At 42.6% G+C, this 14,099-nt stretch carries 13 protein-coding genes; 4 read left to right on the plus strand and 9 right to left on the minus strand.

Annotated elements, in window-relative coordinates:
* Positions 1-258 precede the first annotated feature (258 nt).
* Complete coding sequence (locus GT674_RS09315; RefSeq protein WP_243149087.1) at positions 259-1,623, minus strand: DUF4832 domain-containing protein; 1,365 nt, start codon at positions 1,621-1,623, stop codon at positions 259-261.
* A 249-nt stretch (positions 1,624-1,872) separates the two neighbouring features.
* Here GT674_RS09315 and GT674_RS09320 point away from each other — a divergent pair, with 249 nt between their 5' ends.
* Together GT674_RS09320 and GT674_RS09325 are read left to right on the plus strand one after the other, a co-directional pair.
* Positions 1,873-3,039 carry a PqqD family protein gene (locus GT674_RS09320; RefSeq protein ID WP_161285428.1) on the plus strand — a complete coding sequence of 389 codons (1,167 nt, stop codon included), beginning with the start codon at positions 1,873-1,875 and terminating at the stop codon, positions 3,037-3,039.
* A complete protein-coding gene (locus GT674_RS09325) occupies positions 3,036-4,805 on the plus strand; it encodes a peptidase domain-containing ABC transporter (RefSeq protein ID WP_161285429.1) in 1,770 nt (589 codons plus the stop codon). Before GT674_RS09320 ends, GT674_RS09325 begins: the two co-directional genes overlap by 4 nt.
* Before the next feature lie 76 nt (positions 4,806-4,881).
* Here GT674_RS09325 and GT674_RS09330 read toward each other — a convergent pair whose 3' ends face one another.
* The gene (locus tag GT674_RS09330) at positions 4,882-5,268 is read right to left on the minus strand and encodes a hypothetical protein (RefSeq protein WP_243149088.1); all 387 of its coding nucleotides are present in this window, start codon (positions 5,266-5,268) and stop codon (positions 4,882-4,884) included.
* A gap of 195 nt (positions 5,269-5,463) precedes the next feature.
* Here GT674_RS09330 and GT674_RS09335 point away from each other — a divergent pair, with 195 nt between their 5' ends.
* A complete protein-coding gene (locus GT674_RS09335) occupies positions 5,464-5,916 on the plus strand; it encodes a S24/S26 family peptidase (RefSeq protein ID WP_161285430.1) in 453 nt (150 codons plus the stop codon).
* On the opposite strand, the gene GT674_RS09340 is transcribed toward GT674_RS09335, so the two are convergent.
* Complete coding sequence (locus GT674_RS09340) at positions 5,908-6,171, minus strand: PqqD family protein (RefSeq protein WP_161285431.1); 264 nt, start codon at positions 6,169-6,171, stop codon at positions 5,908-5,910. The two genes, GT674_RS09335 and GT674_RS09340, sit on opposite strands and share 9 nt — an antisense overlap.
* A 134-nt stretch (positions 6,172-6,305) precedes the next feature.
* Between GT674_RS09340 and GT674_RS09345 the strand changes: the two genes are divergently transcribed.
* A complete protein-coding gene (locus GT674_RS09345; protein ID WP_161285432.1) occupies positions 6,306-7,499 on the plus strand; it encodes a nucleotidyltransferase domain-containing protein in 1,194 nt (397 codons plus the stop codon).
* Positions 7,500-7,517: 18 nt separating this feature from the next.
* Here GT674_RS09345 and GT674_RS09350 read toward each other — a convergent pair whose 3' ends face one another.
* From GT674_RS09350 to pelG, 6 genes are all read right to left on the minus strand, one after another.
* Entirely contained in the window at positions 7,518-8,600 is a 1,083-nt protein-coding gene (locus tag GT674_RS09350; RefSeq protein WP_161285433.1) for a glycosyltransferase family 2 protein, read from the minus strand.
* A complete protein-coding gene (locus GT674_RS09355) occupies positions 8,600-10,150 on the minus strand; it encodes a lipopolysaccharide biosynthesis protein (protein WP_243149089.1) in 1,551 nt (516 codons plus the stop codon). The genes GT674_RS09350 and GT674_RS09355 overlap by 1 nt, the downstream gene beginning before the upstream one ends.
* Positions 10,151-10,220: 70 nt before the next feature.
* On the minus strand, positions 10,221-11,000 hold the full coding sequence (locus GT674_RS09360) for a glycosyltransferase family 2 protein (RefSeq protein WP_161285434.1): 780 nt from the start codon (positions 10,998-11,000) through the stop codon (positions 10,221-10,223).
* Positions 11,001-11,023: 23 nt separating this feature from the next.
* Entirely contained in the window at positions 11,024-12,220 is a 1,197-nt protein-coding gene (locus GT674_RS09365; RefSeq protein ID WP_161285435.1) for a glycosyltransferase, read from the minus strand.
* Complete coding sequence (locus tag GT674_RS09370) at positions 12,217-12,624, minus strand: hypothetical protein (protein WP_161285436.1); 408 nt, start codon at positions 12,622-12,624, stop codon at positions 12,217-12,219. Before GT674_RS09370 ends, GT674_RS09365 begins: the two co-directional genes overlap by 4 nt.
* Before the next feature lie 12 nt (positions 12,625-12,636).
* Complete coding sequence (pelG, locus tag GT674_RS09375) at positions 12,637-14,085, minus strand: exopolysaccharide Pel transporter PelG (RefSeq protein WP_161285437.1); 1,449 nt, start codon at positions 14,083-14,085, stop codon at positions 12,637-12,639.
* Positions 14,086-14,099 lie beyond the last annotated feature (14 nt).

The raw sequence follows: 14,099 nt of genomic DNA on the forward strand, positions 1-14,099 counted from the left end.
GTAAAAAAACTTTTACAACTTCTAACTTTCTTTTGTTGTGTAGAATTTTTGTAATTATAAAGACCAAATTTTATAAGTTTTTTAGATTTTTATCACCATTCTTTCAATCTCTCATCACAGTTTCATCACAGATTCACAGTATAGTAATAAGCAAATAAAGCGAATGCTTTTTTACATATATTTTTCTTTTTCATACTCGCCGGGCACAGACGCCCGGCCCTCCTTCTTTTGGGAGTTTTTTGCATTCTCTCTGTTCTCTTATTTCCAGAGATAATTTTTGCCTTCCTGATATAAGCTATTCATTGCCAGACGAACACCCGCTTTCTCTGTCATAGGATCTTCAATTCCGATGGAAAGACGATATTCCTTTTTCAGAAGGCTGTTCAGTTTCTCTGTCTTCAGTGTGGTTGAGGTTGATATTTCTTCTTCCGGAAGCACAGACGACATTTTTATTTCGATATTTTTCTTTTCGATAAGTTTTCCCTTCTCATCTTCAATATAAATATATGCCGGCCAGTCTTTGTACAACGGTGCCACTCCTGAATTTTTCCAGATGAGCTTCAGACTGCTGCTGTTCCGGGTGCTTTTTAGTTCTGCCTTTGAAATCCACAGACGATACCCCATATTTTTGAGGACTTCTTTGTATCCTTCTGCATAATCCTCATCCGGAATCTTCGGTCCCAGAAAGGTTGTATGTGCTTCACGGATCATTTCCACAGTCTCTGACAAATCTGTGTCCATCATCTCCTCCATCGAGAAAGAACTTGTAAATTCTCCGCCGGATGGTGCGGTTTTCCAGAAATCCTTCATGGACACCATTGCATTTTTTTCACCTGTCTGATCATACTCACCGCCATTGCTGATCCAGTCAAGCCAACTCTGGGTTCCCTGTGGATGTCCGGTCATATCATTATATAACCCAAATCCATATTTTTTTGCAGCAGCAAATGGTCTCCGCATGAGAATCATGGCATCCGGAAAGGCCTCCATCCATGGGAGAATATATTGTTCTCTTACCTTTTCTCCCGGAATCCTCTGAATTCCCTCGCTGTAGTTTACATGCCACTCTCCCCAGTGTCCAAGGCTTCCAAGCTCAATATAGTTGATCAGCCCATCCTGCCCCAGGTGCTCTCCAAGTGCCTTTACTGCCTGCTCATGACAGGAAATGATCGTCGGATTGTTATAATCCGGAGCAAAGCCTTTCCCATATCCTCCGGCATACCATTGACCGGCTTTTCCACTTTTTTCGTACAGCCATTCCGGTATGTCCATATGCTCTTCCTGTCCCGGAATATCACAGACGAATCTCAATACCAGATGCTTCCCCTCGCTTTTCCATCGTGCGAGCTGATTTTTTTTCTCGATGGCCTCCCAGTCATAAACACCCTCCTCCGGTTCCAGTTCTGCCCAGGTAATGTCCATATACAAAAGAGAAATGTCTTCCGAAACTTTATCATACCATGCATTTCTCGCATATCCCATAAGCGGATTCCCGAAAGCCGCCTGGCTTTCCTTATATTCTTTTACTGTCTTTTGTCTGCTAAGCCAGAACATTTCCACTCCTGCTGCCAATACAACTGTCAGAATCACGGTCAGACACAGTATTGCTCTTTTTTTAATCATCCTGTTCTCCATTGTACTTATCATACGTCTCCCAGCGGCTTCAAAGATCCTGCCTCCGGATATCTGTATCCATCTCAGTTTGTAATATTTTACCCTGAGCAGATGCTTATTGCAAGAACAACGTTACTGTTCACGGTAACAGAATAACGCAGCTTTCCCTCTTTTTTGGAGTTATTTTCTTGTATGAGATTTTGCCGGATGTTATAATTCTTTCTGTATAAAACTGTACTTTTCAGAAAGGATTTTTTTATGTTCAAATGTCAAGAAGGCTATACCCTTCGTAAAATAAAAGGTGTCAGTTACATTCTTCCTTTCGGACAGCAGATTGCCGACCAGCGCAAAGGAACTATCCTAAACGAAACCAGCGCTTTTCTGTGGAATGTGATCCAGCATAATGAAGGTGCTGACCTGGAAATGCTGACCGAAATGCTTGCACGCAGATATGGACTTGCGGAGGAGGATTTTCCCATGCTCCGCGAGGACATTCTTGATTTTCTGCGGCAGCTGCAGTCCATGGGAATGCTGACCGAAACTCTTCGTCTTCAGTCGGAAGAAGCCTCCTTATGCATCCTGATCGCAGGGCTTCACCTTCACTTCCATGGCGCTTCGCAGCTTTTCTCCGGATACTTCGATAAGTTCCGCGAAATGAATCCTGCGAAAGATGCGGACCAGGAAATTGAGTTTTTTACAACTCCGCCAGCCAGCAAATCTTATGGAAAAGTCCTCCTTCGCAATTCAGATATGACAATTTTTGAAAATACTGACCGCTATGTGATTCTTTTCCCGCAGATGTCAAACATTCATCAGGTACATATGAGTCTGGACGGAAGTTACGTGAGATTCTACTGTACTCCGGAAACCTCTGAGTCAGCACAGGAAAATATTTTTCATGCAATCCGGCTCTTTTTCCTGTTTGTTGCACAAAAGCACGGGAAATTTGCCATTCATTCTGCATCGATTCTTTATAAAGAAAAAGCATGGCTGTTCTCCGGACATTCCGGTATGGGTAAGTCAACACACACCCAAATGTGGCATGATCTTCTGCAGACTCCATATCTGAACGGTGATCTCAATCTCCTTGGCATGGAATCCGGCAAAATCATCGTCTACGGAATTCCATGGTGCGGAACTTCCGGGATTTATACGACCACCGATCATGAGCTTGGCGGTATCGTCCTTCTCGGACGCGATCCGGAGAAAGATTTTCTTCAGGAGCTGTCTCCTTCAGAAAAAGTCATCCGGATTATGCAGCGCATGATCTCCCCTTCCTGGAAAGAACGCTTCTTCTCCATGAACCTTGACTTTGCGGAAAAAATTGCCGGACAGGTGCTGATTCTGCATCTGCTCTGCACCAGAAATCCATCTGCTGTTTATACAGTTCAGAGGGAAATAGATACTCTGGAGGAACCACAATGAGAGAGAAACTCCAGCTTATCATGAAACATCTCAGACAGGGAAGCCTCCAGAAAATATGGAAACAAACCATATGGATCTACCAGTATGGCAGACGTTACTGGAAATCTATGATTCTCTATACACTGCTGGGTGTTATGGGATCCTGTGTTTCACTTGCTTCCAGCCTGATTTCCAAAGATCTTGTCGATATCATCACAGGGCATCAGACCGGACGGCTGCTGTCCACCTTTGCAGCAATGATCGGCTTTGCGATTGCAAATCTTCTGGTCTCACAGGCATCCGGGTATGCTTCGACCTTTATCAGTCTTAAGGTTGACTCCGAGATCAAGAACGATATTTTTGCAAAAATGCTCGTCACGGACTGGGAATCTCTGACGGAATATCACACCGGTGACCTTGTTACCCGCTGGAGCTCGGATGCTTCCAATATTTCCAACGGTATTCTGAACTGGGTACCAAACCTGATCATCTATACCTTCCGGTTCATCAGTGCTCTTGCGGTTGTTCTGTATTACGATCCGACCTTTGCCCTGTTTGCACTTCTCGGTATCCCGTTCAGTGCCCTGATGTCGCGTCCGCTGCTGCGCAGAATGCGGAACAACAACCAGAAAAGTGCTGCCATGAATGCCAAAATGTATGGTTTCAATCAGGAGGCTTTCTCCAATATCCAGACGATCAAGGCATTTGATCTGATCCATTTTTATACGGACCGGCTCAAAACGCTCCAGAAGGACTATATCAGCATGCGTCTGGAATTCCAGCGAATGTCGATCCTGACCTCTGTCCTGATGTCGATCGTTGGTTTTATCGTATCCTACAGCTGTTACGGATGGGGAATTTACCGTGTATGGAGCAATGCGATCAGTTACGGAACCATGACCATGTTTTTGTCTCTTTCCGGAACACTGACAAGCTCCGTAAACTCCCTCACGAGCCTGATTCCTTCCGCGATTTCTCTCACGATCTCTGCCGGACGTCTGATGGATATCGTGGAAATGCCGCAGGAAGATTACAGCCAGGATCATGCAGTAAAACTCTTTGAAAAGCAGCACAAAACCAGCGGTATCGGTCTCACAATGAAGGATCTGAGCTATACCTATCACAGTGGAACGGAAGTTTTTGCCCATGCTTCTATGGAAGCTTATCCACATGAGATCATCGCCCTGGTCGGACCTTCCGGTGAAGGAAAAACAACTATGCTCCGGCTGATCCTGTCACTTCTTCGGGCACAGAGCGGAGAATTTCAGATTTGTGCCGGAAGTGATCATAATCAAAAACTGAATATGTCACCTTCGACCAGAAAGCTTTTTTCCTATGTTCCGCAGGGAAATACCATGTTTTCGGGAACCATCGCAGAAAATATGCGAAACGTAAAGCCGGATGCCACAGATGAGGAAATCATAGAGGCTCTCAAACTCTCCTGTGCATGGGATTTCGTGGAAAAACTTCCCAATGGTATTCAGAGCGTTGTCAAAGAACGCGGCGGTGGTTTTTCTGAGGGACAGGCACAGAGACTTTCTATTTCAAGAGCACTTCTCCGTAAGTCTCCGATCCTTCTCCTGGATGAGGCAACTTCTGCACTTGATGTTGCCACCGAAAGAAAGGTTCTCAAGAATATCATGCAGGATACCTATCCAAGGACCTGTATTGTAACAACCCATCGTCCTACAGTATTAAATATCTGTACGAGAGTTTATGCGATACGCGATAAGAGGTGTGAGGTACTGAATGAAGTGGAAATTGAGAAGATGGTGAAAGAATTTTAAAAAAGGCACAGAACCCACGGGTTCTGTGCCTGAGCTATCCTAATCCTGCAGAACAGCTTATAAATTTAATTTCCTGTTAATTCACAGAATATGTAAATCCTGTCATCTTAAGATCATCAATGCTTGTTCCATGGTTCAGATGAATTCCGATTGTCAGCGGATTAGATGCTGTACTTGCAAATGTAAGAGTAGCAGTCTTTCCTGACCAGGATGTCTGTACAGATGCATCATCTGTTTCAACCTGATCTACAGTGTCACTAAAAGTAATGTTCAGAGTAATCGTTCCGTTAATGTCAGACCAGTCTGCCTGTGCAAGGCCTTTACCACCATTCGTGCCCCATCTGTCCCATACACCAACATAGGTAACATTCAATGTTCCCTGTGCAGCACCGCTTGCAGCATATACTCCCTCTGCCATTCCTGCATCTACAGTCACAACCGGCTTTTTGTACGTGTTCATCATCTTTATTTCCTCTCTTTCGTCGGTTCATATTTCATTGTTTTTCAATGTCATTTTTTCTTATATACAGAATTCCTTCAAAAGTCAACCCGCAAACCCTTTATTTAAGCCATTTTTCTCCATTTTCTTGTCTTTTTTTCTTTAGCATATTATAATGTATTTGCTAATGTAAAATCACACTGGAAATGAGGATTTTTTATGAAAAAGAACACAGGAGATTTCAAAACAGATCTCGAACAGCTTCTCCAGGAAGGAAATATTATCCGTCTTAAACCACAGGGATTCAGCATGTATCCCCTCTTCATTCCCGGAAGAGATGAGGCTCTGATCCAGCAGGTTCCTGTCACCTCACTTAAGAGAAATGATGTGGCTCTCTACCGCCGCGATCAGGGAATTCTGGTTCTGCACCGTATCGTTCGTGTTACTGCCAACGGCTATTATATGACCGGAGATAATCAGTATGAGATTGAAGGACCACTTCGCCCGGATCAGTTCAGGGGCAAACTCATTGCTTTCGTCCGCAATGGGAAAGAAATCTCTGTCAGGAATCCTGTATACCGCTTTCTCTCTGCTCTCTGGCTTCTGATGCTGCCAGTACGTCCTTTTTGTTTCAGACTGACTGCTTTTTTGCGACGTACAAGGTCAAAGTAAAAGACCTTTTTCCCTCAGAGTTCTGACAACCGACACCACATCTTCATACACTACGGATTTTTCTACCTCATATGCTTTGCTGACCAGTTCTGCAAGTTCCTCTGCCGAGTCAGCTTCTTCTGCATGAAGATACATAAATCCGGCTGTCTCACTCAGAGAGATTACTTCGTTTACTTCCTCTGCTCTCTTTCCAAACGGAAGAACCACATATTCATCCTCCAGTTTCCTGATCCGATATCCTTCTGTTTTTTTCATATTCTCCCCCTTTATTTAGCAAATACTTCGTGTTATACTCTATTATCACAACTATTCAGTAGCCTCACAGTTATGAGTCAAAATGCATTCCAGCTGAATAGTTACCTATTATCATTTATTTTCAGGAGTTTTCCATGCATCCATCATATAAACATTATTTAAAGATCATCAGAAATACCTGTACCGGTCATGAAAGACCTGTCACCATTCCATCTGAAGAACTGGCCGACCTTGCCCGACTTGCCGAAGATCACTGCACGGTTCCTTTTGTTCTGTCTTCTTTTCGAGGCACACCTTTCTATCCTTCCATGCTCCAGCGGACACGCAGCATGATGCTGAATTATTATCAGATTGACCAGTTTACTCGTCATACGGTTTCCCTTCTTGAAGACAACGGAATCGACTGCATCCTTCTTAAGGGAATCAGCCTTGCTTCCTGCTATCCTGTTCCCGAATATCGTAAGCTTGGCGATTTGGATCTTTATATCAGCCGGAAATCCGATATTTCCAAAGCTCAGAAACTTCTGGAATCCCATGGATATATCGCGGAAAATGAGCTCAGTGACCATCATCTGACCTATCACTATAGATTTCCAAAAACAGGGCGCAAATTCCTTCTTGAACTGCATTATCGCGTAGTTGGAATGTATCAGTATGAGCGTGCCAACCAGATTGTAGATCAGGTGTATTCCTTTGAGAATCTTGTTCCGGTATCACAGACGATCAATGATTTTACCTACTCTGTTCTGCCGCCTTCGGAATATGTTTTTTATATGATCCATCATATGCTGAAGCATTATCTGTACAGTGGTTTCGGTATCCGTCTGCTGTGTGATTTTACCTTTTACCTCAGGATGCATGCAGATGAAATTGATTTTCATAAGATACATAGCTGGTGCCAGAATTCCCGCATCAGTCATCTTTATGAGATTGTTCTGGAGACCTGCCGGATCTATTTTGGCCTCCCACAGCACATTGACTCCAGGGTTCACTATGATCCACAGGACTGTAAGGAATTTCTTATCCGTGTTCTTAAAGATGGAGATATGGGCACGGATGTTTCCAGTGAGCTTGTCGGAAGTACTTCCTATCAGAAGGTCAATCTGATCACTTACTTTAAAGAAGGACATGTGCAGATGAAGGTCCGCTTTCCGAAAGCCAGCCGCTGCCCGGTTCTCTGGCCGGTTTTGTGGTGTGTTACTCTTTTGTGTTTCATTCAAAATACTTACAAAGTACGAAATACCACTTTACGACAGACGCTCCATAATTTCAAAAAAAGCAATCAGAAAACCAAACTGATACGTATCTTTGACAACAGTGACTCCTGATCTGGGAGTTACTGTTTTTTATTCTCTCAGACCTGTATCTGACAATTTTTCATCTACCCTATGTTCGATCAATTGTTTTATCCCAAACGACAATGCCAGATAACACTTCCATTTCATTCCCCTGGAAAATCCCTTTATTACAATCCTCCATATTTTCTGGTTCAACTGAGGAATGCGTTTTTTATCACAGGCAAGTTTCGCAAAACAATCTTTTCCAATAGAATCATTACCGTAAATCCTAAGTATTTTCCAGATCATCCATATTGATTTCCGTCGCTTCTGATATTCCATCTTGGCGTCAAAAAAGGAGGCAAAAAAAACAGTATATTGTATCAGTCCCTCATACTGCTCGACATCTTTCCCCTCTTCTTCCATCCAGTTCTTGAAGGTCTGTGCGATTCCCAGCCAGCATCTGCTGGATTCCGGATTGTATTTATAAGAGACAGAGTCCTCATTTTTGCGATAAACATTTCCGATCTGTTCTATAAATGCATACTTTGCCCCACAGACATAACACTGCATGTTAAACAGTTTATCCTCTGCATAAGGGTACTCAGAGAAAGCAATCCTGTTCTGATCCAGAAAAGACTTCCGATACAGTTTTCCCCAGACATATGACAGTGTTCCTACGGAAAAAAATCCCCGAAAACGGAACTCTTCTGAATCCCTCTCAAACCTCGAAAATTCGCTGTGACTAGTGGCCGGAAGAAGTTTTTCGTTCCACAGACGTGCATAATTACTGACAACAATATCTGAATTAATTTTGTCAGCAATATTAATATATCTTTGAAAAACCTCCCTGTCCGGAAGATAGTCATCTGCATCCATGAATAAGATATACTCACCTGTGGATTTCTCTAATCCCCTGTTCCTTGCACAGCCTATACCACGTTCTTCCGTTATAATCAGATAAATATTATCGTATTCTCTGGAATATTTCTCTGCAATTTCCACGCTTCTGTCTTCAGATTCGCTGACCACCAGAAACATTTCCCAGCTTATATAACTCTGTGCGATTATACTTTCAATCGCCTGTGCCAGATATTTTTCAGCATTATACACTGGTATAATTGCAGATATTTTTCCTTTGTTTACAGTCATTAGCTTTGCCTCCGGACACTTTTTCCTATCTTAATAATACTCCTGCACAAGAGTCCTGATGTTTTTTTCCAGTTTTCTGTTCTTCGAAATATCAGCCAAAGCAAACTATTCGGAACAATTATACAGATCACTGCTCTGTAAAACAGATTAAAAGCTGCACTTCCATTGACTATCTGGCAGCAAAATTCTGTAACTGCCCAAGCAGCTGCCATAACGATAAGATACAAACCGTATCTTCCAAAATATTCCCGAACTGGTTTCTGGAAACGATATCTATAAATGATGTAAGGCTCCACCCATACAGACGTAAGCACTGTGCTGCAGAAGGTTCCGGCAAAAACACCAACCACACCAAAATGTGTAACCAGAAGAATCGAAATTCCAAGGTTCAGGACTGCCTCCGCGATTGCTTTGTAACGGTCATACCAGAACAGTCCCATAGATTCCTTAAATATCAGCACAGCTTTTCTTGTTCCGTTGACAAAGAAATTAATGCACAGAACAAGCACTACCTCCCGCTGAAACAGATATTGTTTTCCAAAGGCCAGCTCCACAAACGGATTCAGCAGTTCAAACAGACAGATCCCGGCAAAGCCATATATCCAGTAACCGATAAAAAATAACTGGTCAAAAATCCTGCTCACTTTCTCGGAATCTTCTGTAGCTCCAAGGTTTCCCACACTTGCTGCCACACCCTGCAGTGCCTGATCCAGAACCTGTCGGATGGAACCTATCACCAGATAATAGTTCGAGTAAATTCCCGCAGTAATTACGCCAACAAAACTGGAGATCAACAGATTATCCGTATTGTTGACCACAACATTTCCAAGCTTATGCATAAGCATGGCTCTGACATTTTTTAAGATATCCTGTCGTTCTTCCTGTGGCAGTTTTTCATGACAGGGTTCTTTGAGGTAAGGAAACAGTGCATCTGCTTTTCTGGACATGAAGACGTTTCCTGTAATCGTGCACACTACCGCAACAATCAGAAACAGCACAAAATTCCTGGTCGTGATCAGTATAATAATCTGGCAGATATCCTGCAGCACCAGAAACCCATTATGATACAACACTGTGATATAATTCATCTGATGTGCATCTATAAGTGTTTTTTTATAGATCAGCAGATATGAGACCACAGAATTCAAAAGATACAAAAGATAGATCAGCACAAGATGATCTACATCCGGACGGTCTTTCATCAGAATATCCAAAAATGGAATAAGGCACATCCCTGCTACCAGTACAAATCCGGCAGTTATCCGGTAGAACATCCGGAACATACGCATAAGGATCTGCTGCTTTGAAATGTCATTTTCCGCAATCGGTCTGTAAAGGGCATAGGTGATCGCTGTTCCAACCCCCAGTTCCGACAATGACAGTATATTTAAGATGTCGGTAAACAGTCCGTTGATTCCAACGTATCCTTCACTGAGCATTCTGGTAAAAACTACTCTGGTAAAAAATCCCATCAGAATCGCAGATATCTGCGCCACAAATGCAACGCTTGTATTCATAACAGAATATTCTGTCCTCGATTTCTGTTTCAAGCTCTACTTATCCTTTCCCTTGTATATGTACCCCAGTTAAAAATCATCTGTATGGTAAAAGTTTTCGTTTTTAATGTTTTTCCAGATCATATCCTTTGTCTACATCCATTTTGAGAATTTTTTCCCGTATCCACACCGCCATGAGTGAAAAGGTCATTCGAAACATATAGACAAATGGTTTCAGTCCAGAATGCATACTGACTCCGGTAACACGAGGATGCATGACTGCCGGGATTTCTCTTATATGAAATCCAAGAAGAGACATCTGCATCAGCATATTTGCATCCGGATACTTATCGTCAAAGTTATTATATTTGGAATAAAACAAAAATGTTTTCCAGTTCAGACCCTGAAGTCCTGTGGTTGGATCTGTAAAATCTTTACCTGTCCCTCTGCGAAGCAGGAAGCGAAACCACACGAAGGCAATTTTTTTTGCCGCGGAAACCGGGAATTCTGTGCTTCCTTCCATAAATCGCGATCCCAGAACAATGTCCGGAACTGTTCCGTCTTTATCCGGTGTTGTCAGTGCTTTATAAATAGCCGGAATATTACATACATCATGCTGTCCGTCTGCATCCATCTGGATCACATACTGATACTTTTTGCGGACTGCATATTTATATCCAAGCTGCAGACCACTTCCATAACCCAGATTAAACACATGCGTTACCACTGCATGATTTCTCCTCTTTGTGATCCAGTTCGTTGAATCCAAGGAGGCATCGTTCATGACCAGAACATCTGCAAGTTCTGAGATTTCAGGTTTTTCAAGCTGCTCCAAAAGTGCCGTAATTGTCTTTTCTTCATTATAGGCAGGAATAATAATCAATACTTCTTTTTTCTTTTCCATATACTCAGTCTTTCTTTTGTTGTTTAAATTTGGAATAGTTTCAGTACATCTTTATCTTCTGATGATAATTTAACAGAGGCTTTCTGTCCAAGCTCTCTGCATTTCTGTGGATTTTTCAGCAGTTCTTCTATGTTTCTGCTGACTGCCTCCGGAGTCAGACTGCACATCATTCCGTCTTCTCCCTGAATGACCTGCTCCCTGTTTCCGCTGCTGTCCGACACAAGGATCGTACATCCAAGAGTCTGTGCTTCCTGTATTGCAATGCTCTTCCCTTCAAAACGAGTCGCATGGACATACAGGTTACATTGTCTGTAATACGGATAAGGATTCGTCTTTGCTCCCAGAAGCACGAAATCTTCCTGCAGACCAAGACGGTCAATCTGGCTCTGCAGCTTTTCTCTCAGTTCTCCCTCTCCAAGAACATACCATCTGGCTTTTACACCATGATCTTTGAGGATTTTCATTGCATCAATCGAAATCTCATATGCCTTCTGTGCTGTCAGCCTTCCAACGGTAAGAATCCTCTTCCCGTCATAGGAATCCTCAAACCCTCCCGGAAGTTCTGCTTTCCTCCGGATTTCTTTCTGATCTATGAGGTTATGAAATACATATGTATTTTGGCTGCACTCCGGATACACCTTGACAAAGCTTTTCTTCACTTCATCGGACACTGTAAAAATCCTGTCAAAATCCGGATAGCAGTTTCTGTCCAGCTCTCTGGTATAACCGGCAAATCCATAGTCTACATGGAGAAATGTAAACTTCCGGTCAGCATTAATATGATCATGGACATAATAGGTCGCTCCACCCTCAAGATAGGCGACTGCCATATCATAATGTTCTTTGATACTCTGTCCACTGTCTGACATTACACGCCAGAGAAGCTTATCCGGACTTAGCTTGCCTTTTTTTAACATAACAAAGGTATTTCTGAGAAGAAACGGTAAATTTCTGAGCACCGCTCCCCGAATCCAGAGACGCTTCCATATCTTTCTGTTAAGAACTTTTTTCCCGTCTTTTGAGAGAACAGAGGCATCTGAATATTCCCTGTTAAGAACCTTTACATGTTCCGGAATCTGAGAGATCAGTTCTCCCTGATCCAGAAGGACATACAGTGATACTTCATACTGTTCCCTCGGGAAATGTTTCAGAAGCTCGATCAGAGCTTTTTCGGCTCCTGCCCCTCCAAGCGTATTGATCACAAAAAGAATTTTTTTCATTTTTGTAAGTCATCACCTCCTGCAAAATGCTGGTCGATCCTTTTTTCCAGTTCTTCTAATTTCTTCAGCATTCTTTCACTGTCCTGATTAAGAAGGGATATCTGCATTGCCAGTTCCTGATTCTTCCGCATCAGAATTGAAAGCTGTGTGCTTATGAACCAAAGAGTCCATACAACTCCAATCGTTATAAGAAAAATTAAGATCAAAATCCTGAGACTTACATACCGTTCCAGTTCGGAAGGCTCTATCAGAATTCCGCATATAACCAGCAGCACTGATACAATAGCCCACGCAAGACAGAACGGTTCCGTCATTTTTCTCTTTGCCAGTGATAAGATTGCCATCACCAGAAGACAGATTCCCATCATTATCAAAAATATCGTTAACAAATCTCCCAATGTCATTTTTTCCCTCCTCTAATTTTGTTCATATCTGTCAAATACCTTCGGTGAAGGACAGCTTCCTTTTGATTTCTGAAGCAGATGCCCATTACAGAAAATGTGTATATCCAGGTTCTTTTCCATCCACTGGAGCCTGCGATACGCGACTGCAAAACCGATAAAACTTCCGACTGTCAGTCCGATTCCATACCAGATATCCGGAAAGTGTGTAGCAATTATGCTCCCGATCAGTGTCCCGATACAGAAGGACAGACCGGTAAGTACAGAACCCTTAAAATCATCGAAATAATACAGAAAAATAATCTCTGCATACATCAAAAACAAAATGAAATATCCTGCTGCAAGGCAGGGATAGATTCGAAGCGTCATGCCCCCAAATCCGACCTGCGGAAGAAAGATCATACATAACAGGAAAATAACCAGCGTAATAATGAACTGTATTCTGGCAAGACTTAACAGTTCCTCTGCCAGAAGCCGGAACATTCGTTTCTTGGTGATCTCAATATCGGCTCCCCTGCCTCCGATAACAGCTTCCGAGTACGCTTTGTACCTTTCATGGAAGTTCATCTCCACCCTGCTGATAAAGATCACACTCGCAGAAATATTTGTGAACATCGCAAGACAGGTTGCCATATCATAGGTCGTCACACATACAAAGCTTCTGACTATCACCATATGAAGGTCTGTCGTCCAGAATACAAAGTTATGGATGTACAGTCCCAGCGTATACAGGAAATTGGTAAGCACAAGCGGCCAGTACTCTCTGAAATAGTGAAATACCCTTCGGTATCTTCCGCTGTTCTCCCGGAAATAGCTTCGTATCAGAGCAAATTCCAGACAGGCGATCAGCCAGAAACCAATGGCCAGTGCAAGAAGCATTCCATAGGTGATACTCATATGAATGACTTTTACAAACAGAAAAGACAACAGTACTGTCACAGTCATACCGATCATGAAGAAAAAGGAAATTTTCTTATAATCTTTACAGATCGACAGGTACAGCATAGAATAAAACACCAGTACCAGGGCAACAAATCCACAATATCCGGTGAAAACATAGATGATATCCACGTTTCCCACCAGATACTCGTGGATACAGAACGAAATTCCAAAAAGTGCACTGAATGTAATATTCAGGATCATCCCGACATAGTAGCACGGAAGGATATCCTCAAAGGTTTCCTCATAGATGATATCCGACATGTACTTGGATAATACAGAGTTGAACGGCGATGCTGTAAGGAGCGAGAATATAAAGATATACAGTACTGTACAGGAGAACAACTCTCTCGTAGCATATCCGACTGAATCAAAGCCAAGAAAATGCTCCATAATACAAAGTGCACCAATCACGGTAAGCATTGGAGCAATGGTCATGACCGTACTGTAACCCATGCCGATGATATTTGTTGTCAGCGTTCTTTTTCCATATATATTGTTTAATTTAACACCGATTCCAGCCATTATCCTGTCTCCAT

The organism is Blautia sp. BIOML-A1 (assembly GCF_009883055.1).
Lineage (GTDB): Bacteria > Bacillota > Clostridia > Lachnospirales > Lachnospiraceae > Blautia_A.